The organism is Yimella radicis, assembly GCF_054778255.1.
This window is the reverse complement of record NZ_BAAGZR010000010.1, coordinates 300,401-322,218: the sequence shown is the minus strand read 5'-3', so window position 1 is coordinate 322,218 and position 21,818 is coordinate 300,401. Positions and strand designations below refer to the sequence as shown.

The 21,818-nt window shown below is 66.8% G+C and carries 23 protein-coding genes; 14 read left to right on the top strand and 9 right to left on the bottom strand.

Annotated elements, in window-relative coordinates:
• Positions 1–353: 353 nt before the first annotated feature.
• From truA to rpsI, 3 genes are all read left to right on the top strand, one after another.
• Complete coding sequence (truA, locus tag ACYU8W_RS11010) at positions 354–1,184, top strand: tRNA pseudouridine(38-40) synthase TruA (protein ID WP_499469049.1); 831 nt, start codon at positions 354–356, stop codon at positions 1,182–1,184.
• Between the two features lie 251 nt (positions 1,185–1,435).
• Positions 1,436–1,885: a 50S ribosomal protein L13 gene (rplM, locus tag ACYU8W_RS11005; RefSeq protein WP_129626128.1), complete on the top strand. Its 450-nt coding sequence runs from the start codon at positions 1,436–1,438 to the stop codon at positions 1,883–1,885.
• 33 nt (positions 1,886–1,918) lie between these two features.
• Positions 1,919–2,425 (top strand): 30S ribosomal protein S9, encoded by a 507-nt coding sequence (gene rpsI / locus ACYU8W_RS11000; RefSeq protein WP_129626130.1) that lies wholly within the window; start codon positions 1,919–1,921, stop codon positions 2,423–2,425.
• Between the two features lie 115 nt (positions 2,426–2,540).
• On the opposite strand, the gene ACYU8W_RS10995 is transcribed toward rpsI, so the two are convergent.
• A complete protein-coding gene (locus ACYU8W_RS10995; RefSeq protein ID WP_499469046.1) occupies positions 2,541–3,068 on the bottom strand; it encodes an ArsR/SmtB family transcription factor in 528 nt (175 codons plus the stop codon).
• Between the two features lie 186 nt (positions 3,069–3,254).
• On the opposite strand from ACYU8W_RS10995, the gene glmM reads away from it, so the two are divergent.
• Positions 3,255–4,604, top strand: a complete 1,350-nt coding sequence (gene glmM, locus ACYU8W_RS10990; RefSeq protein ID WP_499469044.1) for a phosphoglucosamine mutase — start codon at positions 3,255–3,257, stop codon at positions 4,602–4,604.
• 111 nt (positions 4,605–4,715) lie between these two features.
• Here glmM and ACYU8W_RS10985 read toward each other — a convergent pair whose 3' ends face one another.
• Genes ACYU8W_RS10985 through ACYU8W_RS10970 form a run of 4 tightly spaced genes read right to left on the bottom strand, consistent with a single transcriptional unit; the run spans position 4,716 to position 8,634 of the window.
• Positions 4,716–5,558 carry an MOSC domain-containing protein gene (locus ACYU8W_RS10985; protein ID WP_499469042.1) on the bottom strand — a complete coding sequence of 281 codons (843 nt, stop codon included), beginning with the start codon at positions 5,556–5,558 and terminating at the stop codon, positions 4,716–4,718.
• 3 nt (positions 5,559–5,561) lie between these two features.
• Positions 5,562–6,419 (bottom strand): SCO6745 family protein, encoded by an 858-nt coding sequence (locus tag ACYU8W_RS10980; protein ID WP_499469040.1) that lies wholly within the window; start codon positions 6,417–6,419, stop codon positions 5,562–5,564.
• A gap of 36 nt (positions 6,420–6,455) precedes the next feature.
• On the bottom strand, positions 6,456–6,947 hold the full coding sequence (locus tag ACYU8W_RS10975) for a beta-class carbonic anhydrase (RefSeq protein ID WP_141927708.1): 492 nt from the start codon (positions 6,945–6,947) through the stop codon (positions 6,456–6,458).
• A gap of 1 nt (position 6,948) precedes the next feature.
• Positions 6,949–8,634: a fumarate hydratase gene (locus ACYU8W_RS10970; RefSeq protein ID WP_141927709.1), complete on the bottom strand. Its 1,686-nt coding sequence runs from the start codon at positions 8,632–8,634 to the stop codon at positions 6,949–6,951.
• Between the two features lie 258 nt (positions 8,635–8,892).
• On the opposite strand from ACYU8W_RS10970, the gene ACYU8W_RS10965 reads away from it, so the two are divergent.
• From ACYU8W_RS10965 to ACYU8W_RS10930, 8 genes are all read left to right on the top strand, one after another.
• Entirely contained in the window at positions 8,893–10,212 is a 1,320-nt protein-coding gene (locus ACYU8W_RS10965; protein ID WP_499469037.1) for an extracellular solute-binding protein, read from the top strand.
• Positions 10,209–11,159, top strand: a complete 951-nt coding sequence (locus tag ACYU8W_RS10960; protein WP_499469035.1) for a carbohydrate ABC transporter permease — start codon at positions 10,209–10,211, stop codon at positions 11,157–11,159. Before ACYU8W_RS10965 ends, ACYU8W_RS10960 begins: the two co-directional genes overlap by 4 nt.
• 3 nt (positions 11,160–11,162) lie before the next feature.
• On the top strand, positions 11,163–12,026 hold the full coding sequence (locus tag ACYU8W_RS10955; protein ID WP_141927711.1) for a carbohydrate ABC transporter permease: 864 nt from the start codon (positions 11,163–11,165) through the stop codon (positions 12,024–12,026).
• 42 nt (positions 12,027–12,068) lie between these two features.
• A complete protein-coding gene (locus ACYU8W_RS10950) occupies positions 12,069–13,373 on the top strand; it encodes an ABC transporter ATP-binding protein (RefSeq protein ID WP_499469033.1) in 1,305 nt (434 codons plus the stop codon).
• Positions 13,374–13,578: 205 nt separating this feature from the next.
• Positions 13,579–14,271, top strand: a complete 693-nt coding sequence (locus ACYU8W_RS10945) for an energy-coupling factor ABC transporter permease (protein WP_499469031.1) — start codon at positions 13,579–13,581, stop codon at positions 14,269–14,271.
• On the top strand, positions 14,268–14,627 hold the full coding sequence (locus ACYU8W_RS10940; protein WP_170221737.1) for a PDGLE domain-containing protein: 360 nt from the start codon (positions 14,268–14,270) through the stop codon (positions 14,625–14,627). The genes ACYU8W_RS10945 and ACYU8W_RS10940 overlap by 4 nt, the downstream gene beginning before the upstream one ends.
• Positions 14,628–14,632: 5 nt before the next feature.
• Complete coding sequence (gene cbiQ / locus ACYU8W_RS10935; RefSeq protein ID WP_499469029.1) at positions 14,633–15,394, top strand: cobalt ECF transporter T component CbiQ; 762 nt, start codon at positions 14,633–14,635, stop codon at positions 15,392–15,394.
• A complete protein-coding gene (locus ACYU8W_RS10930; protein WP_499469028.1) occupies positions 15,391–16,146 on the top strand; it encodes an energy-coupling factor ABC transporter ATP-binding protein in 756 nt (251 codons plus the stop codon). Before cbiQ ends, ACYU8W_RS10930 begins: the two co-directional genes overlap by 4 nt.
• A 70-nt stretch (positions 16,147–16,216) precedes the next feature.
• Here ACYU8W_RS10930 and ACYU8W_RS10925 read toward each other — a convergent pair whose 3' ends face one another.
• Both ACYU8W_RS10925 and glpX read right to left on the bottom strand, forming a co-directional pair.
• Positions 16,217–17,140: a carbohydrate kinase family protein gene (locus ACYU8W_RS10925; RefSeq protein ID WP_499469026.1), complete on the bottom strand. Its 924-nt coding sequence runs from the start codon at positions 17,138–17,140 to the stop codon at positions 16,217–16,219.
• Between the two features lie 14 nt (positions 17,141–17,154).
• On the bottom strand, positions 17,155–18,144 hold the full coding sequence (gene glpX, locus ACYU8W_RS10920) for a class II fructose-bisphosphatase (RefSeq protein WP_129626156.1): 990 nt from the start codon (positions 18,142–18,144) through the stop codon (positions 17,155–17,157).
• A 120-nt stretch (positions 18,145–18,264) separates the two neighbouring features.
• On the opposite strand from glpX, the gene ACYU8W_RS10915 reads away from it, so the two are divergent.
• The gene (locus tag ACYU8W_RS10915; RefSeq protein ID WP_499469024.1) at positions 18,265–18,864 is read left to right on the top strand and encodes a DUF4245 domain-containing protein; all 600 of its coding nucleotides are present in this window, start codon (positions 18,265–18,267) and stop codon (positions 18,862–18,864) included.
• Between the two features lie 62 nt (positions 18,865–18,926).
• Here ACYU8W_RS10915 and ACYU8W_RS10910 read toward each other — a convergent pair whose 3' ends face one another.
• Both ACYU8W_RS10910 and xseA read right to left on the bottom strand, forming a co-directional pair.
• Positions 18,927–19,184, bottom strand: coding sequence for an exodeoxyribonuclease VII small subunit (locus ACYU8W_RS10910; RefSeq protein ID WP_129626160.1), 258 nt, complete (start codon positions 19,182–19,184; stop codon positions 18,927–18,929).
• 10 nt (positions 19,185–19,194) lie between these two features.
• Complete coding sequence (xseA, locus tag ACYU8W_RS10905; RefSeq protein ID WP_499469022.1) at positions 19,195–20,433, bottom strand: exodeoxyribonuclease VII large subunit; 1,239 nt, start codon at positions 20,431–20,433, stop codon at positions 19,195–19,197.
• 252 nt (positions 20,434–20,685) lie between these two features.
• On the opposite strand from xseA, the gene ACYU8W_RS10900 reads away from it, so the two are divergent.
• Positions 20,686–21,720 carry a 4-hydroxy-3-methylbut-2-enyl diphosphate reductase gene (locus ACYU8W_RS10900; RefSeq protein WP_499469020.1) on the top strand — a complete coding sequence of 345 codons (1,035 nt, stop codon included), beginning with the start codon at positions 20,686–20,688 and terminating at the stop codon, positions 21,718–21,720.
• Positions 21,721–21,818 lie beyond the last annotated feature (98 nt).

The window sequence follows — 21,818 nt, the reverse complement described above, 5'->3', positions numbered from 1 at the left end:
GTGCGAGCAGTCGGGTGGCTCGATGGCTGCGCCGGCGTACGTCCATTGCTTTCCCCTCAGGATTCGGAACGGTCCTCAGGGTAGACGCCGCTGCCGACACTCAGGTTCGAAAAGCCTTGGCCAGCGGCAGGATCGCCAGCACGAGCATCATCGGCACCGCGAACCCGAGGCGCAGGTTGTCGTTGCCCACGGCCCCGGTCATCACGGCGCCGAGGAGTCCGCCGACGTAGTTGAACTGGTTCGGTGGGCCGCGGTGGCCTCGCGGTGGGTCAGTGCATCGTCCATGACGACTTGCAAACATCCCTTTGCGGTTCAGGGCGGCCACCGGCTCCGCGAGTCGTTAGGCTGCCGACGTGCGACTACGGGTGGATTTCGGCTACGACGGCACGGACTTCTCCGGCTGGGCTGCGCAACCCGGACGGCGCACGGTCGAGGACGAACTGGCCAAGGCCTGGGCGACGATCCTGCGCGCCGATGCACCCAGACTCACGGTCGCCGGACGTACCGACGCAGGCGTGCACGCGCGCGGTTCGGTCTGCCACCTGGACGTCGACGAAGAACTGCTGGCCAAGCTGCCCGGGCGCTCGGACCGCGACCCGGTGGACGCCGCAGTCACGCGTCTCAACGGAGTGCTGTCGGACGACGTCGTCGTCCATTCAGTGTCGCTCGCTCGGCCGGGCTTCGACGCTCGCTTCTCTGCCAGCTCGCGTCGCTACCTCTACCGGATCGCCGACGCCGACGCGTTCCGTGACCCGCTGCGCCGGCGCGACACCGTCTGGATCAGGTCGCCCCTCGACCTCGACGCGATGGACGAAGCAGCCGCGAAACTGTTGGGGCTCAACGACTTCGCCGCCTTCTGCAAGAAGCGCGAAGGTGCCACCACCGTCCGGACGCTGCTGCGCCACGACTGGGCGCGCGCTGCTGACGGTGTGCTCGAAGGCACGGTCGTCGCGGACGCCTTCTGCCACTCGATGGTGCGTGCCCTGGTCGGTGCGATCGTCCCGGTCGGGGAGGGGCGGCGTCCTGTCGACTGGCCCGCACAGGTGCTGACGGCCGCCGTCCGTGATCCCGGTGTGGCGGTGATGCCGGCGCACGGCCTCAGCCTCGAAGAAGTTGCCTATCCGCCGGACGCCGAGCTGGCCGCTCGCGCCCAACAGGCTCGATCGGTGCGCACGCTCGATTGATCAGCCGCGGTTCGAGGTCGCGGGCGATGCCACCGCCGAAGGGACTTTTTTGCACAGAAGTTGTGCAATTGATCGTCCGGCATTGTGCGGACGTCGCCCCAAGCGGTCTGATTTCGTTGGTACGCAAGGGAATCGCCCGATTTGGGTGGACGCTCGTGCGCTCCCTATCATTGAACAGTTGCCTGCGCCCAGTGCGGCAGGCCGATCCGCTCCACCGAGCGGACCACCCGACAGACCAGAAGGAAAGACGAGTGCGTACCTACACGCCCACGACCGTCGCCGCTCAGGCCGACCGCAAGTGGCACGTCATCGACGCCACCGACGTCGTTCTCGGCCGCCTCGCGGCCCAGACCGCGACGCTGCTGCGCGGCAAGCACAAGCCGACCTTTGCTCCGCACATCGACACCGGTGACTTCGTCATCATCATCAACGCCGACAAGGTCGCGTTGACCGGTGCGAAGCTGGAGAAGAAGCGCGCTTACCGTCACTCGGGCTTCCCGGGTGGCCTGAAGTCGGTGTCCTACACCGAGCTCATGGCCAAGGACCCGGCGAAGGCCGTCGAGAAGGCTGTCCGCGGCATGCTGCCCCACACCTCGCTCGGCCGTAACCAGCTGGCCAAGCTGAAGGTCTACACGGGTTCCGAACACCCGCACGCTGCGCAGCAGCCCGTTCCGTTCGAGATCAACCAGGTCGCGCAGTAAGCGCCCCCGGTTACATAGTTTCCAAGGAGAATCGTGGCTGACCAGCAGATCGACAACGAGGCCCTCGAGGCCGACGAGCCCACCCTGAGCTCGTACACCAGCGAGTCCACCGAGGCCCCGACGAGCGAGCCGACCCGCCGCCCGTCCGCTTCGGCACCGGGCGGCGCCACCGGCCGCCGCAAGCAGGCCGTGGCCCGCGTCCGCATCGTCCCGGGAACGGGCGAGTGGAAGATCAACGGCCGCACCCTCGAGGCCTACTTCCCCAACAAGGTGCACCAGCAGATCGTCAACGAGCCGCTGACGCTGCTCGAGCTCGACGGCGCCTACGACGTGCTCGTGCGCGTCCACGGCGGTGGTCCCTCCGGCCAGGCCGGCGCCGTCCGCCTGGGTGTCGCCCGTTCGCTGAACGGTGTCGACGAGGAGCTCAACCGTCCGGCCCTGAAGAAGGCAGGCTTCCTGTCCCGTGACGCTCGCGTCCCGGAGCGCAAGAAGGCCGGTCTCAAGAAGGCCCGTAAGGCACCGCAGTACTCCAAGCGTTGATCCGACGCTTTTCGTCGAACGCCCCGTCGCTCAGTGCGACGGGGCGTTCGTCCTTCTGTTCTGTCTTGCCCGAAAAGGCGACCACTCGAAGGCCCGGCCCCGAAGGCCCGACGAGCTACTGCGGCGGGTCGACGGGATACGGCGCGAGAAAGACCGCCACCCGCTTGGCTCCCGGACTACCCGCACCGATGCGTCGGTAGCGCTCGTTGAGCTCGTCCAGCTCGGCCAGATAAGCGACGAACTGTTCCTCGGTCGCCAGGACCGGCACATCGCGCAGGCCGCACGACTCCTGCCAGATCGAAGCCCACGCGTCCTGATCGTCGATCCAGCGGTGCGCCCGCTGGGCGAAATGGTCGATGTAGTCGTGGTCGAGCCAGCGCCCGGTGGCGTCGTCCTCCGCGACGTCGTCGAAGGACTCGTCCTCGTCGTCGGCGATTGCCCAGACCCGGGTCTTGGCGTTGCCCAGGCCGGTGTCCTCGACCAGGCCGGCCGCCTCGAGCACGCGCAGGTGGTAGCTGATGACGCCGGTGTTGGTCTCCAGGACGCGGGCCAACTCGGCTCCGGTGGCGGCACCGTCGATGCGCAGGTGCGCGACGATGCGCGACCGCAGCGGGTGGGCGAGGGCCCTGCGTGGCTGTGACATCGCCCTCGATCCTAGGCCGTCGTGCCTGGTCAACGCGTCGGCCGCGGCCGGATCGGTGGCACCGGACGCCGTCGGGCGTACACTCGTCCGGATGCTCCGCCTCAGGGCTGCGAGCCCAAGGGAATGTGAGCAAGTCAGACAAGGGGTCCGTCGTGGCTCCGGCATCGATGGAAGCTAGGTGAGTAAGTGACGCGTCTGTTCGGCACCGATGGAGTACGAGGACTGGCCAACGGCCCGGTGATCAACGCCGACAAGGCGCTGCGGCTGTCCGAGGCAGCAGCCAGGGTCTTCGGACGCACAGTCACCGGCGGCGGCGAACGCATGACCGCGGTCGTGGGACGCGACCCGCGCGCCTCGGGTGAGTTCCTCTCCGCGGCGGTCATCGCCGGCCTGGCCTCCAGTGGAGTCGACGTGTACGACGTCGGCGTTCTGCCGACGCCTGCCGTCGCGTTCCTCACCGCAGACCTCGGCGCCAACTTCGGCGTCATGCTCTCGGCAAGCCACAACGCGATGCCGGACAACGGCATCAAGTTCTTCGCTCTCGGTGGCCACAAGTTGCCTGATGAGGTCGAGGACCGCATCGAAGACGCGATGGACGCCACCCCCGACCGCCCGACCGGCGCCGCCGTCGGACGCGTCCGCCCGTTCACCGAAGGTGCTGCGCGCTACACCGATCGGCTGCTCTCGTCGCTGCCGCACTCGCTCGCCGGGCTGCATGTCGTCATCGACGCCGCCCACGGTGCGGCCAGCGAGGTCGGCCCGGATGCGTTCCGCCGCGCAGGTGCGAAGGTCACCGTCATCGGCGCCGAGCCCGACGGTCTCAACATCAACGACGGCTACGGCTCCACCCACCTGGACAAGCTCCAGGCGACCGTCGTGGAGGCGGGTGCCGACTTCGGCGTGGCCTTCGACGGCGACGCCGACCGCTGCCTCGCGGTCGACGCGTCCGGCACCCAGGTCGACGGCGACCAGATCATGGCGATCCTCGCGGTCGGCATGAAGCAGCGCGGTGCGCTCGCGGGTGACACGCTGGTGGCCACCGTGATGAGCAATCTGGGGCTGCACAAGGCGATGGAACAGCATGGCATCACGGTCAAGCAGACCGCGGTCGGTGACCGTTATGTGCTCGAGGAGATGCGTCGCAGTAGCTACAACCTCGGCGGCGAGCAGTCCGGCCACGTCATCCTGACCGACGTCGGCACCACCGGCGACGGGGTGCTCACCGGACTCATGCTGGCGGCGCAGGTCGCATCGTCCGGCCGCACGATGGCCGAACTTGCCACCGTGATGTCCCGCCTGCCGCAGCACATGATCAACGTCAAGGACGTCGACAAGGCGGCTGTGGGAAGCAATGCCGCTGTGCAGGAAGCGATCTCGCAGGCGAGCGCGGAGCTCGGCGCCGACGGACGCGTGCTCCTACGTCCCTCGGGTACCGAGGCGGTCGTCCGGGTGATGGCCGAGGCCCCGACCGCTGAGCTTGCCGAGTCGGTGACCGCGCGTCTGGCGCAGGTGGTCCGAGCAGAGCTGGCGCTCTAGGGCCACCACCCGAAAGTCCGCAGTTCCGGCGAGTTGACCTCGAAGAACTGCGGACAGTCAATTTCCTGCGTCCGCAGCACGCGCGGGTGGAGTCGCCGGTTGTGCGGACTTTCAGGTGTGGGGGATGACCTCGTCGCCGAGGGAGATCTCCCCTTCGGAGTCGGGGATGAGGGCAACGGCCATCCAGGTCTTGCCGCCCGAACGCCGGTGCTGCGCAAGGGTTCTGATTGGTTCCTTCGCCGTGCGATAGGTCTGTGGATCGATCGTGGTCATCACGCATCGGTCGACCCGTTTGGCGACCCGGAAGTCGACGTCTGCGATACGGACGCCGCTCCATCCGTCCTCGGCGAACGCCTCGGGCACGCCGTCGATCAGGATGTTCGAGCGGAAGCGGTCGGATCCGATGGTCGCAGCATCCTCGCCGCGTTCCACCGCGTGTTCGGTCACCCAGTCCTGCAATCGAGCGACGGACGCCGTCGACAGCAGGGTGACCGGGTAGCCGTCCTGAAAAGCGGCATGGTCGTCCGGTCGTGAGAACTCCGGGTTCAATTGTCGTGCAGTCGGATTCGAGCACCACACCAAATGGAATCCCCGGGTGCCGAGGGCGCGGTCGAGCCAGGCGTCCGCCTGCGCACCGGCGGCCCGCGCGGTCATCGGCGGACGGGTGAACATTCGCACCGAACATTCCTCGCCGTCGTGCGGAAGGTCGACGGTGAGCGGCTCGATGCCGGGCGCCGACAGCTTCAGCGCCACCTGGGCGAGCCCGGTCGCAGCGTTGTCGGCCACGACGCTGAACAGCGGCGGGAATTCACGGGCGGAGATCAACTCGCCGAAGTCGTTGACGACCATCCACTCGCGGTCGCCGGCCAGTCCGGCACGGGTGACGGACGCCTTCTCGACCGGTCGGATCGCGGTGCTCTTGACGGGGTGGACGGCCAGGGAGACGACCCGCATCGATCAGCTCTTCCGCTTGGTGCCCGGTAGGTAGCCGGTGTCGATGACTGCCTTCACGAACGGTTTCGCCTTGTCCAACAGACCGGCGGCATCGGGTACGTGCGCCCAGAACGAGGCTGCGCTGTGGTCGGTCTCGCGTTCCATCTCGTCGTAGAGCTTCGCGCCGGCGTCGGTCATCGCACCGTCGGCGCCAAGAACTCCCTTGGCGCGCAACGATTCTGCGGCGCCGTCCCAATCGGCGTCCGACCACCCGCGGGTCTTCTGCGAGATCTTGCGCCCGAGGGTGCGTCGGCGCAGGTCGGGGTCGGGGTGCGGGGCCTCATGGAAGACCAACGCCTCAGCGGGGGAGAGACCGGCGAGGACGAGTGCCGCCACGTGACCGTCGCCGCGGTACTCGCGGGCGATCGCGATCGCGTGCCAGAACTGCAGGTGCGGCTCGTCCGGCCACGGCGCGAAGGCCCACGCAGCGGCCAGGGGGCGTCCGGCGTAGGACGCTTCGCCGATCGCGACGCGCAGCGCGCCGACCATCTCGCTGAGTTCGGGAGCCTCGACACGGTCACCGAGCGCATCGCGCAGGGATGCATCCACCGCACGGGTCCGCGCTGCGTCCACCTCGGGCAGGCCGGCGGTCAGCGCCGCGTTCCAACCGTGGTTCACGTATGCCGGATTGAAGTTGTAGAACGTGGCCGCGACGACCGCTGCGGTGCACCGTCCGAGCGGTGCGGCGCGTCCGCCGAAATAGAGGCCGAGCGGGTCGAGGCCGAGCGACTGCTGAGCGGCCTCGTTGTGCGGGTTGAAGTAGGCGAGCACGTGATACGGCTCGAGGGTCTCGTACGCGGCGCGGGCCATCAAGGAGCTCATGCGCCGACCCTACGCCCCGTGCGGGTTGAGCCGGCTTCAGTCGAGCGGGTTGAGCAGGCCGGTGTCGACGTCGTAGATGAACCCGCCCACCTCGGCGCGCTCGCCGATCAACGGGTGGCTGCGCACCTTCATCAGGTCGGTGCGCAGCGCCTTGCGCTGGTCGTCGACCACATGGAATCGCTGCCAGGTGGAGTCGGTGCCGGTGAGTTCGTTGATCTTGGCGTGCAGTTCGTCCTCGGTCTGCGCCGCCATCGCGCACTTGGTGTGCGGGATGACGACGATCCGGTTGACGTTCAACAGGTGCACCGCGAGCACCAGGGCCTCGAGGGCCGGCTCGTTGACGCGTCCGCCGGGGTTGCGGAAGATCTTCGCGTCACCGGGCTTCAGGCCGAGCATGCCGAGCGGGTCGATACGTGAATCCATGCAGGTGACAACGGCGACACCGGCCTTCGCGATGCCGTCGAATCCCTTGAGCGAGAACGCATCTGCGAACGCACGGTTCGCTTCGAGCAGGTCGTCGAATGCCATGTCATAGCCCCAGTCGTGTGGTGATGGTGAATGCGGTCGGCCTCGCGGTGGAAGCGAAGAAGTCGTTGCCCTTGTCGTCGACCACGATGAACGCGGGGAAGTCCTCGACCTCGATCTTCCAGATCGCCTCCATACCGAGTTCCTCGTACTCGACGACCTCGACGCTCTTGATGCAGTCCTGCGCGAGGCGAGCAGCGGGGCCACCGATCGATCCGAGGTAGAAGCCGCCGTGCGCGTGGCAGGCGTCGGTGACCTTCGTGCTCCTGTTGCCCTTGGCCAGCATCACCATCGATCCACCTGCGGCCTGAAACTGGTCGACATAGGAGTCCATGCGGCCGGCTGTGGTCGGGCCGAAGGAGCCGGACGCGTAGCCCTCGGGGGTCTTGGCCGGTCCGGCGTAGTAGACGGGGTGATCCTTGAGGTACTGCGGCATCTCCTCGCCGGCGTCCAGGCGTTCCTTGATCTTCGCGTGGGCGATGTCGCGGGCGACGACCAGCGGGCCCGTGAGCGACAGTCGGGTCTTGACCGGGTGCTTGGACAGCTCGGCCAGGATCTCGGGCATCGGTCGGTTCAAGTCGATCGCGACGACATCGTCAGAGCCCTTGTCCTCCAGTTCCTCGTGCGTGGTCTCGGGCAGGAAGCGCGCGGGGTCGGTTTCGAGCTGTTCGATAAACACTCCCTCCGGCGTGATCTTGCCCAGGCACTGGCGGTCGGCCGAGCACGACACCGCGATCGCGACGGGCAACGAGGCGCCGTGGCGGGGCAGGCGCACCACCCGCACGTCGTGGCAGAAGTACTTCCCGCCGAACTGCGCACCGATACCGAAATTGCGGGTCAGCTCCAGCACGCGCTCCTCGAGCTCGGTGTCGCGGAAGCCGTGCGCGGTCATCGAGCCACTGGTCGGCAGTTCGTCCAGGTACTTCGCGGACGCGTACTTGGCTGTCTTCAGGGCGAACTCGGCACTCGTGCCGCCGATGACGATCGCCAGGTGGTACGGCGGGCACGCGGCCGTACCCAGCGAGCGGAGCTTCTCGTCGAGGAACTTCAGCATCGCGTCAGGGTTCAGGATCGCCTTGGTCTCCTGGTAGAGGAACGACTTGTTCGCCGAGCCTCCGCCCTTGGCCATGAACAGGAACTTGTACGTCGTTTCGTGCCCGGCCTGGGTGTCGGCGTACAACTCGATCTGTGCGGGCAGGTTGGAGCCGGTGTTCTTCTCCTCCCACGTGGTGATCGGAGCCATCTGTGAGTAGCGCAGGTTGAGCTTGGTGTACGCGTCGTACACACCGCGGCTGAGCGCCGCCTCGTCCGGGGCGTCACCCTCGACGAGAACCTGAGATCCCTTCTTGCCCATGACGATTGCGGTACCGGTGTCCTGGCACATCGGTAGCACGCCGGCGGCAGCGATGTTCGCGTTCTTCAGCAGGTCGAGTGCCACGAATTTGTCGTTGTTGGACGCGTCCGGATCGTCCAGGATCCCCCGCAGCTGGCTCAGGTGCGCCGGGCGCAGGTAGTGCGCGATGTCGTGCATCGCGGTGGACGCAAGCAGTTGCAGAGCCGAAGGATCGACCTCGAGGAAGGTTCGGCCGCCGGGACCCTCGACGGTGCGGACTGCCTCGTCGGAGAGTTTGCGGTACGTCGTGGTGTCCGGCCCGATGGGCAGCAGGTCCTCGTAGGCGAATTCGGCCATCACTTGCTCCTTGTCGTCGATGCGGGACCAGCGTATTCCCGTGCCGAGGATGCCCGGCGGCAGGATCGGGCGCGTACGCCTGGAACGACGACGGGGTTCCGGTCGGATAGTCGTCGTGTCCGGATCGAGACCAAAACCGGTACCGGCGATACGGCCCGAATGACCCAACCATCAGTAAGGTCTGTTTGTCGTGACATTTGTCACATGCGGGTGGTGGGACATGCCGATCACTCGAAAGGACACAACAGGAGCGATCACATGACAGGCCGAACGCCACCTCGGCGCAGTGCCGCGTTCATCGCGGCGACTGCCCTCGTGGCCAGCATGGGGCTCGCTGCGTGCGGCAGCGACGACTCCGCCGGGGGCACCCCGACCCTCACCTGGTACATCAACCCCGACGTCGGTAACGCCGACCCGTCGGCCGCGAAGGGTGGTCAGGCCTACCTGGCCAAGCGTTGCGCGGACGGATCCAAGGGCAAGTACAAGATCAAGGTGCAGTTGCTGCCCAACGACGCGAGTGACCAGCGACTGCAATTGCTGCGCCGTCTCGCCGCAGGCGACAAGACGATGGACATCATGAGCGTCGACCCGGCGTTCGCCACCGAGTTCGCGGCGGCCGACTACTACGCACCGGTGCCCGACAACCTGCAGGCGCAGTTCAAGCAAGACCGGGTCCAGTCGTCCGTCGACGCGTCGATGTACAAGGACAAACTCGTGTCGGTGCCGTTCTGGGCCAACACCCAGCTGCTCTGGTACAAGAAGTCGGTCGCTCAGAAGGCCGGACTCGACCCGCAGAACAAGCCGGTCACCTGGGACCAGCTGATCGAAGCTGCCAAGAAGACCAACACCCAGATCGGCGTCCAGGCCAAGCTCTACGAGGGCTACGCGGTGTGGATCAACGCGCTGATCACCAGTGCCGGCGGCGCGATCGTCGAGAACCCCGGCGAGACCTACGACAACCTCAAGCTCGGCATCGACAGTGCAGCCGGCAGGAAGGCCGCCGACATCATCCGCAAGGTCGCGACGTCCGGCGTGGCCGGTCCGGCGATCGGTTCGTCGACCGAGACCGAGTCGCTCGGTCTGTTCGACGGACGCAACGGTGGGTTCCTGGTCAACTGGCCCTACACCTACGGCGCACTCGCCAACACCGACAAGAAGGACGTCGGTGCCGCGCTCTACCCGCGCGTCTCAGCGGGCGAGGAGTCCAAGCCCCCGTACGGCGGCATCCAGCTCGCTGTCGGCAAGGAATCCAAGCATGCCGACCTGGCCTATCAGGCGATCTCCTGCATCACGAACCAGGAGAACCAGACCATCTACATGACCAAGTCGGGCAACCCCGCCAGCCGCAAGAAGGTCTTCGACGACGCAGGCGTGGAGAAGGCCTTCCCCGGCGGCATCGCGAAGTTGATCCGGGAGAACCTCGACAACGCCGCACCGCGTCCGCTCACTCAGTACTGGGGTGACATCTCGTTGGCGCTGCAGCAGCGGTTCAGCCCGCCCGGGGCGCTCACCCCGCAGACCCCGGCGAGCACCCAGAAGTACATCGTCGAGGTCCTCAACGGAAAGGCACTGTTGTGAGTACCGCTACAGAAGCCGCTCCCGACACCCGCAAGCGCAAGGGCGGACTCTCCGACCGCGCGAAGGGTGAGCGGTCGCTCGGATGGAAGCTGGCCGGCCCCGCGTTCATCATCATGCTGCTGGTGACGCTCTACCCGATCGCGTACGCGATCTACCTGTCGCTGTTCAGCTACCGCCTCACCGACCCGAGCGCACGCACGTTCGTCGGGTTGCAGAACTACATCACCGCTCTGGGTGACGGCCTGTTCTGGGAGGCGTTCATGACGACGTTCTTCATCGTGGTTGTCACGCTGGTGTTCGAGTTGATCCTCGGTTTCGCGATCGCGTTGCTGATGAACAAGGTCGTTCTTCCGCGGCGCACGCTGCGCACGATCGTGCTGATTCCGTACGCGATCATCACCGTTGTCTCCGCGTTCGCGTGGTTGTACGCGGCGCAACCGGACACCGGATTCATCAACCACTGGCTGCACACGCTGAGCTTCGGCGCCTGGGACCTCAACTACGACTGGTTCGGCGGACGCTGGAGCGCGCTGTTCATCATCTGCCTGTCGGAGATCTGGAAGACCACCCCGTTCGTTTCGCTGCTCCTGCTGGCCGGTCTGGCCCAGGTGGACGGCGCGATGGAGGAGGCCGCGAAGGTCGACGGTGCGTCCTGGTGGCAGCGTCTGACCAAGGTGATCCTGCCGAACATGAAGGCGGCGATCATGGTCGCCACCCTCTTCCGCACGCTCGACGCGGTGCGTATCTACGACAACCCGGTGGTGATGACCGGTGGTGCGAACAAGACCACGACGCTGTCGATGCTGGTCGGCCGGGAAACCGTCGAACGCGTCGAGATCGGCATGGGCTCCGCGCTCGCCGTGATCTTGTTCATCATCGTGCTCATCATCGCGGGCATCTTCGTCAAGGGCTTCAAGGTCGACCTGGCCGGTGGAGGGAGGAGCTGATCCATGGAAACCAACGTCAGCAACAAGGCAAAGTGGGGAATGTTCGCCTTCTCCATTCCAGTGATGATCTGGACGATCATTCCGATCATCTGGATCTTCGCGACCTCGCTGAAGAAGCCGGGCGACCTCACCAACCCGGACAAGAGCTCGTTCGGCAACTTCTGGCCCAAGGAACCCACTTGGGACAACTACAAGCTGATCTTCAGCTCCGACGGTGCTGGTGAACTCTTCAAGCCGGCCCTGTGGAACTCGATCATCATCTGTCTGCTCGCGACCTTCATCGCGGTGATCCTGGCGACGTTCTGTGCGTACGCCATCGCCCGACTGGACTTCCCGGGCAAGAAGCTGATCCTCACCACGGCGCTCGCGGTGTCGTTCTTCCCGGTCATCGCGATGGTCACCCCGCTGTTCAACCTGTGGCGTCAGATCGGCCTGTTCGACACAATGCCCGGTCTGGTCATCCCGTACCTGGCGTTGACCCTGCCGCTGTCCATCTGGACGCTGTCTGCCTTCTTCCAGCAGATCCCGTGGGAGATGGAGCAGGCGGCGCAGGTCGACGGCGCAACCAGCTGGCAGGCCTTCACCAAGGTCATCGCCCCGTTGGCCGCACCCGGTGTGTTCACGACCGCGATCATCGCGTTCTTCACCGCCTGGAACGACTTCGTGTTCTCGAGCAACCTGACCTCGGAGAACGCGCGGACCGTCCCGGCTGCGCTGGCCTTCTTCACCGGCGCCAGCCAGTTCGAACAGCCGACGGGCGCCATCTGCGCGGCCGCGGTCGTCGTCACCATCCCCGTCGTCATCCTCGTGCTGCTGTTCCAGCGCCGGATCGTCTCGGGCCTCACCTCCGGTGCCGTCAAGGGCTGACCGGGCACATCTCGTACGCCCTGTTTTCGAAAGGCAGATTTCATGTCAAGCATCGAGCTGAAGAACATCGTCAAGAAGTACGGTGACGGCTTTCCGGCAGTGAACGACGTATCGCTGGACATCGCGGACGGCGAGTTCATGATCCTCGTCGGCCCGTCCGGTTGCGGTAAGTCCACGCTGCTGCGGATGGTCGTGGGCCTGGAGGACATCACCTCCGGTGACCTGCTGATCAACGGCAAGCGGGTCAACGATCTCGCGCCGCGTGACCGCAACCTGTCGATGGTGTTCCAGAACTACGCCCTTTACCCGCACCTGACGGTGGGGGAGAACATCGCCTTCCCGCTGCGGCTGGCCAAGGGTCAGCACAGCGAGGAGGAGATCAAGTCCAAGGTGCAGGCCGCCGCCGACATGCTGGAGCTCAACGAGCACCTCGAGCGCAAGCCGGCCAACCTGTCCGGTGGTCAGCGGCAGCGTGTGGCCATGGGTCGCGCGATCGTCCGTGACGCGGACGCGTTCCTGTTCGACGAGCCGCTGTCGAACCTGGACGCCAAGCTGCGCGGTCAGATGCGTACCGAGATCGCGCGCATGCAGCGCCGCCTCGGCATCACCACCATCTACGTCACCCACGACCAGACCGAGGCGATGACCCTCGGCGACCGGGTCGCGGTGCTGAAGAAGGGTGTGCTGCAGCAGTGCGCATCGCCGCGTGAGTTGTACGAACAGCCGATCAACCTGTTCGTCGCCGGCTTCATCGGTTCGCCGCCGATGAACTTCCTGCCCGCGCGGGTCGACGGCGACACCCTGCACCTGCCGTTCGTCGACGTCCGTATGGACGGCGATCTTGCGGCCAAGGTGAAGGGCAAGGATCTGGTGATCGTCGGTCTGCGTCCCGAGTACATCAAGGACGCCTCGCTGGGCGACAAGATCGACGGTGTCACGTTCACCGCGAACGTCGACCAGACCGAATGGTTGGGCAACGAGCAGTACGCCTACATCCCGTTCGATGCCGACTCCGCAGTGCGCGACAAGCTCGAGGAGCTCGACCGCGACCTCGACGGTGAGGGCATGCGCACCCAGATGATCGTCAACCTCGACTCCCGTTCGCGGGTGCTCGAGGGAGACGACGCCGAGTTGATCTTCGACCCGTCGTTGATGCACGTCTTCGATCCGGAGTCCGGCGACAACCTGACCCGCGACGACGACAAGGCGGCCGACATCGCTCGCGACTCCGAGCAGCAGCGCAAGGCTGCCCTCGATCGTGCCAAGGCGCGCGAGGCGAAGTCCTCGAACACCCCGGCGCACGCCGGCGACCGTGATCGGGACGGTGGCTCCTCGCGGGCGTCCTGACCGCAGGTACACCAAAGGGCCCGTCCCGGTTCGCCGGGGCGGGCCTTGCCCGTCCACCTTCTGCCGTTCACTCCAGCTCGGCGAACTTACTGAACGCGTGCGAACCCACTAGGTGTGTGAGGTAGGTCCGCGTTGGACTAGCAAGTTTGCGGGGATCCGGGGCAATATATGCGACTGGGTCGCATCAAGGAGTAGGGTCCTTCGCATGCACGTACCCGACGGATTCCTCGACGTACCGACGTCGCTCGGCACGGGCGTCATCGCCGCCGGCGGCGTGGCTCTCGCGCTGCGCGGAGCACGCCGCGAACTCAGCGAGGCCGCCGCACCGCTCGCCGGTCTGGTCGCGGTGTTCGTGTTCGCCGCGCAGATGCTGAACTTCCCGGTCGGCGCGGGCACCTCGGGTCACCTGCTCGGCGGCGCGCTCGCCGCGATCCTGGTCGGTCCGTACACGGCAACTCTTGCGCTGACCGTCGTGCTGCTCGTCCAGGCTCTGCTGTTCGCCGACGGCGGCATCACCGCGCTCGGCACGAACGTCGTGCTGATGGGCATTGTCGGTGTCTGGGCCGGCTGGTTGGTCTTCCGTGGACTGCAGGCCGTTCTGCCCAAGAAGCGGACGATGGTGACACCCGCCGCGTTCGTCGCCGCGTTGCTGAGCGTCCCGGCCGCTGCGCTGGCGTTCACCGGCCTGTACGCCATCGGCGGCGAAGCCCCGATCCCGCTCGGCAAGCTCGCGGTCACGATGCTCGGCTGGCACCTGCTGATCGGCCTGGGTGAGGCGCTGATCACGACGCTCGCCGTCTCGTCCGTGCTCGCCGCACGTCCGGACCTGGTGTACGGCGCGCGCCGCTACCGGGCCGACAACGAACTCGTCATCCGCCGCACGGAGGTGGCCGCATGAGCACCGATCTCGACCAGACGGCCGAGCCGCACAGCGAATCGTCCATGAAGCGGGTCTCCACCCGCACGGTCCTGATCGTCGGGACAATCGTCAGCATCCTTCTCGCGGGCGTCGTGTCCTTCTACGCGTCCGCCAATCCTGATGGTCTGGAGTACGTCGCCGAGTCGCTCGGCTTCGCCGACTCCGCGAAGGACCATCAGACTGCAGACTCACCGCTCGCCGACTACACGGTCAGCGGTGTGGCCGACTCGCGAGTGTCGGGGGGACTCGCGGGTCTGGCCGGTCTGATCGTCGTTGCCGCGATCATGGCCGGTCTCATCTGGCTGCTGCGCCGCAGCTCGCGTAAGAACGACTGACCGCTTTGGGTGGTCCGCACGGGCACGCCCTGCACTGGCACGGTCACTCGCCGGTGCACGCGCTCGCACCGCAGGTGAAGCTGGTGGCACTGGCGCTGTTCGTCGTGTCGGTCGTCGCGACCAGCACGAGCAACTGGTGGGCGTTCGGAGTCCACGCTCTGCTGCTGGGCGGTGCGATCACCGTCGCGCGGGTGCCGGTGACCTCCCTGGTGCGTCGGATGTGGATCGAGGTGCCGTTCGTCGTGTTTGCGGTGCTGATGCCATTCGTGTCCACCGGTCCGCGGACGCAGCTGCTCGGGGTCACCGTGTCCGAACCCGGCTTGCATGCCGGTCTCGCGTTACTGGCCCGAGGGACGCTCGGCGTGCTCGCGTCGCTGTTGTTCGCGGCCACGACCGAGGCGCCGGACGTCGTCCGCGGCCTGGACCGGTTGCGGTTGCCGCAGCAACTGGTGCAGATCCTCGGATTCACCGTGCGCTATCTGGACGTCGTGACCGATCAATTGCGCCGGATGCGGATGGCACGTGAATCCCGAGGATTCACAGCCACATCGGTGCGTCAGTGGCCGGTGCTTGCGTCCACCGCCGGCGCCTTGTTCATCCGTTCCTACGAGCGCGGCGAACGAGTGCACTTGGCCATGTTGTCGCGCGGGTACGGTGGGCGGATGCCGCGCGCCGAAGCAGAACACGTGACTGTCCGGGCATGGATCCTCGGTCTCACCGTCCCGGTTCTTGCAGCGACGGTCGCCATCGTGAGCCACCTGCTGTGAGCACACCTGTTCTCGACGTCCGCGGACTGGCTTTCGCCTACCCGGACGGCCACCAGGCGCTGTTCGGTGTCGATCTGCACGTGCACCGTGGCGAGCGGGTGGCGTTGCTCGGTCCCAACGGTGCCGGCAAGACCACACTCGTGTTGCAGCTGAACGGGATTCTGCGCGCCGGGGCGGGGTCGGTGGCTGTCTCCGGGCTGCCCGTCGACGACAAGAACCTGCTCGAGATCCGGCGCCGCGTGGGCATCGTCTTCCAGGACCCTGACGACCAGTTGTTCATGCCGACGGTGGGGGAGGACGTCGCGTTCGGACCGCGCAACCTGGGGCTGCGCGGAGCCGAACTCCAGCAGCGGGTCGAGCACGCTCTGGAATTGGTCGGTATGGCCCAGTTCGCGGGGCGTCCGCCGCATCACCTGTCGTTCGGTCAACGGCGTCGCGTCGCCATCGCGACCGTGCTTGCGATGGAGCCGGAGATCCTGGTCATGGACGAACCGAGTTCGAATCTCGACCCGGCTTCACGCCGCGAGATCGCCGAGATCGTCCAGTCGCTCGATGTGACGATGCTGATGGTCACCCACGACCTGCCGTACGCGGTGCAACTGTGCGAGCGATCGGTGATCCTGTCGGACGGCGTGATCGCCGCCGACGGCCATACCGTCGACCTGCTGTCGGACGACGATCTGATGAAGCGCCACCGTCTCGAGATGCCCTTCGGGTTCGACGTGCGTGGCCTCAAGCGCGTCACCGACTGAACCCCAACCAAATCCGCGTGAGTTTGTGCCCTTCGCCGGGCCCGGCGAAGGGCACAAACTCACGCGGATTTCAGTCGATTGCGAGGTCTGCTCGGGTCGGCGGGTTGGCTCCGGCACGGGACACCGTGATCGATGCCGCCGCGACTGCACGTTCGAGTGCGGGCAGGACGTCGTCCCAGCCGGCTTTCTGAAACCGGGACCGTGCTGCGAGGCTGCCCAGGAAGCCGGCGTCCGACAGGCCGCTCAATAGCCCGGACATGAACGAGTCGCCCGCACCGACGGTGTCGGTCACCGAAACCGATTGGCCGGCAACGGTTTTCACCGCATCGTCGGAGCCGGCGGACGGCAGGCAGGCGACCGCACCGTCGGACCCCCGCGTCACGACGACCAAGGCCGGACCGAGCTGCGCCCACAGGCGCGCGATCTGCTCGACCGGTACCTCGCCGTACAACCAGCGCACATCCTCGTCACTGGCCTTGACCACGTCGCAGAGCCCGACCAACTGCTCGATGTCGGACCGCGCGTCGCCCGGCTCACCCATCAGCTGCGGACGGCAGTTCGGGTCGTAGGAAATGGTGCCGTGGGCGCGTTGGGTGAAACACGCCTCGCGGATGGCGGACGCGCCCGGTTGCAGTACGGCCGCGATGGATCCGGTGTGCAGGTGCTCGGCCGCGGGAAGCTCGTACGGCACCTGCCAGTCGATGTCGAACGTGTACGTCGCCGCACCCGTCTCGTCGAGGACGGCCTCCGCGGTGGCCGTACGTTCGGCACCGTCGCTGCCGGCCACCAACTGGACGTCGTCCGCGGCGAGGTGCGCGCGGATCGCGGCGCCGCGGTCGTCGTCCCCGATGAACGTGGCCAGTTGTGCCGGGTGCCCGAGCCGGGCCAGCCCTATGGCGACGTTAAGCGGCGACCCACCGACATGCTCGGCGACCTCGCCGTTCACCGGGCGCACGACGTCCACAAGCGCCTCACCGACCACCAACGTCCGCATGATCAAGATTCCGCTCAGCGGTAGTCGTCGACCTTGGCCGCGATGTGCCGGGCCTCGACCATCCGGATGGTGCCACTGGTGGAACGCATCACCAGCGACTGCGTGGTGGCGCCGCCACCTTCGTAGTGGACGCCCTTGAGCAGTTCGCCGTCGGTGATGCCGGTGGCGACGAAGAAGCAGTTGTCGCTCTTGACCAGTTCGTTGGTCGACAGCACCGCGTCGATGTCGTGACCGGCATCGATCGCGCGCTGCTTCTCGTCGTCGTCGACGGGCCACAGGCGACCCTGGATGACGCCACCCATGCAGCGCATCGCGCACGCGCTGATGATGCCCTCGGGGGTGCCACCGATACCGAGCAGCAGGTCGATACCGGTGCCCTCGCGGGCGGCCATGATCGAGCCGGCGACGTCGCCGTCGCTGATGTAGCGGATGCGGGCGCCGGCGTCGCGCACCTGGCGACCGAGCTCCTCGTGGCGCGGGCGGTCGAGCATCACGACGGTGACGTCGGAACGGTTCATTCCCTTGGCCTTGGCGACCCGTCGGATGTTCTCGGCGACCGGCAAGCGGATGTCGACGACGTCGGCCGCCTCCGGGCCCGCCGCGAGCTTGTCCATGTAGAAGACCGCGCTGGGGTCGTACATCGAACCGCGCTCGGAGACCGCCATGACCGACACCGCGTTGTTCATGCCCTTCGCGGTGAGGGTGGTGCCGTCGATCGGGTCGACCGCGACGTCGACCTCCGGGCCGGTGCCGTCACCGACACGCTCGCCGTTGAACAGCATCGGCGCGTTGTCCTTCTCGCCCTCACCGATCACGACCACGCCGTTCATCGCGACGGTGGAGATCAGTTCGCGCATGGCTGCGACGGCAGCGCCGTCGGCGGTGTTCTTGTCGCCACGGCCCACGAATCGTGCGCCGGCCATTGCGGCGGCCTCGGTGACACGCACCAGTTCGAGCGCGAGGTTGCGGTCGGGTTTGATCGAGATCGACGGCTGTTCGGACATGGGTCTCCTTCGAACGGGCGTGGGGCTTGGGCTGAGCCTATCGGCCATGTGGCGTGCGCCACCGTCCGATCCGGGTAGTCGATGGCGCGGTCACGCCCGCGATGAGGGACGATGGACGGCGTGACCGTCGACGAAACCGCCACGCAGCAGCACCCGCAGGACCCCGGCACGCAGCCGGCACCGAAGCGACGGGGTATGCGCGGTAACGCAAAGAGCATGATCATCTCGATGCTCGTCGTCATGCTCGGCGTCATCGGTTGGAACGCGCTGATCCCCCGGGTGAACAAGATCGATCGCGAGGGCGTCGACGTCGCCGCCATCGCGCGCGAGACCAACATCTCGCTGAAGTGGCAGGTGTCCTACCCGCAGCCGGCGCCGAAGGGGTGGATCCCTGCCAACGTCCGGGTCATCCGTTTCCAGAACCAGCCACCGACCTGGCAGGCCGGCTACGACCTGCCCGACAGCAAGTACATCGCCGTCCAGCAGACGGCCGAACCCACCGAGATGTGGGTGAAACACCAGACCAACTACGCCAAACCGCAAGGCACGGTGCAGGTCGATGGTGCCGAGTGGACCAAGCTGTACCGCTCGAGCAACAAGCAGTCGTCGCTGGTGCGCAAGGATCCGTTGAACGGCCTCTCGACGATCGTGACCGGTCGTGGCGAGTGGTCCGAGCTGCAGAAGTTCGCCTCGCTGTTGAAGCCGGCCAAGACGTCCTGAGGTTCGCACTCGGCAATCGGTCCTGGTAGCAACCGGTTTCGTCTACTACGGATGTAGCGAGGTCAGTCGTCGGCGGGTTCGTCGCCGGTGAGCCGCTGCACCCGCTCCTGCGCGTCGTCCAGCCAGGTGTGGCAGTGCTTGGCCAAGGCCTCGCCGCGCTCCCACAGCCGCATCGACTCCTCGAGCGACACCGAGCCGGCCTCCAACGTCGAGACGATGCGGGCCAGCTCGTCCCGCGCCTCTTCGTAACCGAGTTCCTTCACGTCGGCGAACTCGTCGCCGGCGGCGGCTGCTTCGGTCTTCGGTTGCTGCTTGGGCATGCGTGCCAGCCTACGACGCGGGCTCCGCGACGGGACGGACGGCGAAGTCGCCGCGCGCCACGGTGACCCGCAGCAGGTCGTCCGCTGAGACGTCCGCGACGTCGGTGATCACGCTGCCGTCGACCTGACGCACGACCGCATACCCGCGCTCAAGGATCTGCTGCGGCGACAGTGCGCGCAGTTGCCCCTGCAGGTGCGTAACGCTGTCGTGCGAGCGTTCGAGCCTGTGCGACAACCGAATTCGTGCGCGTTCCTGCAGTCGGACGATCTCCTCGCGGCGCGCCTGCACCATCGTCTGCGGGTCGGCGAGCACCGGACGGCTGGTCAGCATGTCGATCCGCTGGCGTTCGTGGGAGATGCGCCGGTGCAGGCTGTGTGCACCCGTCTCGCGCAACCGGCGAACACCGGCAAGCTGCTCCTGCAGGTCGGGGACGATCAGCTTCGCCGCGTCGGTCGGGGTGGACGCGCGGACGTCGGCGACGAAGTCGAGCAACGGACTGTCCACGTCGTGCCCGATGGCGCTGACCACGGGGGTGCGCGCCGACGAGATCGCTCGGATCATCGTCTCGTTGGAGAACGGCAGCAGATCCTCGAACGATCCGCCGCCTCGGGCGATCACGATGACATCGATGTCGGGATGCGCGTCGAGCTCGCTCAGCGCGGCGGTGACCTCCTCGACCGTCGACGACCCCTGGACGGCAACCTGCCGGATCTCGAATCTCGTTGCCGGCCAACGGCGCCGAGCGTTCTCGACGACGTCGCGCTCGGCCGCGCTGTTGCGTCCGCAGATGAGTCCGACGGTCTTGGGGACGAACGGCAGCGGCCGCTTGCGGGACGCATCGAACACCCCTTCGCTGCGCAGCAACTGCTTGAGGCGCTCGACCCGGGCGAGCAGTTCGCCGATGCCCACGGCGCGGATCTGACGCGCGTCCAACTGCAGCGAACCGTTGCGCGACCAGAAGGTCGGCTTGGCATGCATCACCACGCGAGCGCCCGGCTGCACGGACGGCCCCATCGCGTTCAGCGTGTTGACGTGGGTGGTGACCGACATCGACAACTCCGTGTCGGTGTCGCGCAGGGTGAGGAAGACGGTGGGCGCTCCCGGACGGCGGTTGACCTGCACCAGCTGCCCCTCGACCCAGACCGGTGACATCTTGTCGATGTAGTCGCCGATCTTCATGCTCAGCAGGCGCAGCGGCCATGGCTCGTCGGCCGTGGTGTCGGCGGCCTTCTCGGGCAGGGGAGTCACGCTGCCGAGAATAAGCCGCGTTCGTCTTGCCGACGTGGGCACATGGAAAGGTCCCGCGTATGTCCTCCCCTGAATGACATACGCGGGACCCTTCACCCCCGTGAGCGCGGCACCCCCGTGTCCGCGTCATAACCATCGACGCCGTGACCGCGGTGAACGGTTGCCTGGAGTCGGGAAGATCTCGCGATGTGAGACAGATCGCAGGGTGGCTGCAATTCGGGACGCGGCGCTCGCTCACCTACCATGGCAAGCATGACTTCGACGACCGAGACCGTCCGCGCCGAGAGCACCGACACCAAGCGCGTCCTGCTGGCTGCGCCGCGGGGGTACTGCGCCGGTGTCGACCGCGCGGTCATCACCGTCGAGAAGGCGCTCGACCTGTACGGACCGCCGGTGTACGTCCGCAAGGAGATCGTGCACAACAAGCACGTGGTGACCACGCTGGAGAAGCGTGGGGCGATCTTCGTCGACGAGACCCAGGAAGTACCCGAGGGCGCCACGGTCATCTTCTCCGCCCACGGAGTCGCGCCGGTCGTGCATGACGAGGCCGCTGCGCTGTCGTTGAAGACGATCGACGCCACCTGCCCGCTGGTCACCAAGGTGCACCGCGAGGCCAAGCGGTTCGCGTCCGACGACTTCGACATCCTGCTCATCGGGCACGAGGGCCACGAGGAGGTCGTCGGCACGTCCGGCGAGGCACCCGAGCACATCACGCTCGTGGAGAGCCCTGACCACGTCGACGAGGTCACCGTGCGCGATCCGGAGAAGGTCGTCTGGCTGTCGCAGACCACGCTGTCGGTCGACGAGACGATGGAGACCGTGCGCCGGCTGCGGGAGAAGTTCCCCAAGCTGCAGGATCCGCCCTCGGACGACATCTGTTACGCCACGCAGAACCGTCAGCTTGCGGTGAAGCAGATGGCGCCCGACACCGATCTGATGATTGTGGTCGGCAGCCGCAACTCCTCCAACTCGGTGCGCCTGGTCGAGGTGGCCGTCGAGCACGGCGCCCGGGCCGGGTACCTGGTCGACTACGCCGACGAGATCGACGAAGCGTGGCTCGAGGGCGTCTCGACGGTCGGCGTCACCTCCGGTGCATCGGTGCCGGAGGTGCTGGTGCGCGATGTGCTGACCTACCTGGCCGAGCGCGGTTACGAGGACGTCAAGCCGATCGTGGCCGCCGAGGAGAGCCTGCTGTTCTCGCTCCCGAACGAACTACGTCGCGACCTCAAGGCCAAGAACGGCGCGGACGCCGACAAGGTGCGCCACGACGCCGGCTCGCTGCACTGAGGCGTCCCGCGCCGGAGCTGACATCGGCGCCAGTCGCGCGGGGTATCGAGATTTGCTCGCATCCTGACGCGAGCGGATCTCGTCACCCCAGGCATCTG

Coding starts and splice junctions, on each gene's coding strand:
- ACYU8W_RS10965 (WP_499469037.1), top strand. CDS start 8,893: ATGACAGGCCGAACGCCACCTCGGCGCAGTGCCGCGTTCATCGCGGCG.
- glpX (WP_129626156.1), bottom strand. CDS start 18,144: ATGTCCGAACAGCCGTCGATCTCGATCAAACCCGACCGCAACCTCGCG.
- ACYU8W_RS10940 (WP_170221737.1), top strand. CDS start 14,268: ATGAGCACCGATCTCGACCAGACGGCCGAGCCGCACAGCGAATCGTCC.
- ACYU8W_RS10970 (WP_141927709.1), bottom strand. CDS start 8,634: ATGGCCGAATTCGCCTACGAGGACCTGCTGCCCATCGGGCCGGACACC.
- ACYU8W_RS10995 (WP_499469046.1), bottom strand. CDS start 3,068: ATGTCACAGCCACGCAGGGCCCTCGCCCACCCGCTGCGGTCGCGCATC.
- ACYU8W_RS10980 (WP_499469040.1), bottom strand. CDS start 6,419: ATGAGCTCCTTGATGGCCCGCGCCGCGTACGAGACCCTCGAGCCGTAT.
- ACYU8W_RS10975 (WP_141927708.1), bottom strand. CDS start 6,947: ATGGCATTCGACGACCTGCTCGAAGCGAACCGTGCGTTCGCAGATGCG.
- ACYU8W_RS10955 (WP_141927711.1), top strand. CDS start 11,163: ATGGAAACCAACGTCAGCAACAAGGCAAAGTGGGGAATGTTCGCCTTC.
- ACYU8W_RS10985 (WP_499469042.1), bottom strand. CDS start 5,558: ATGCGGGTCGTCTCCCTGGCCGTCCACCCCGTCAAGAGCACCGCGATC.
- ACYU8W_RS10945 (WP_499469031.1), top strand. CDS start 13,579: ATGCACGTACCCGACGGATTCCTCGACGTACCGACGTCGCTCGGCACG.
- ACYU8W_RS10925 (WP_499469026.1), bottom strand. CDS start 17,140: ATGCGGACGTTGGTGGTCGGTGAGGCGCTTGTGGACGTCGTGCGCCCG.
- ACYU8W_RS10910 (WP_129626160.1), bottom strand. CDS start 19,184: ATGCCCAAGCAGCAACCGAAGACCGAAGCAGCCGCCGCCGGCGACGAG.
- ACYU8W_RS10950 (WP_499469033.1), top strand. CDS start 12,069: ATGTCAAGCATCGAGCTGAAGAACATCGTCAAGAAGTACGGTGACGGC.
- ACYU8W_RS10900 (WP_499469020.1), top strand. CDS start 20,686: ATGACTTCGACGACCGAGACCGTCCGCGCCGAGAGCACCGACACCAAG.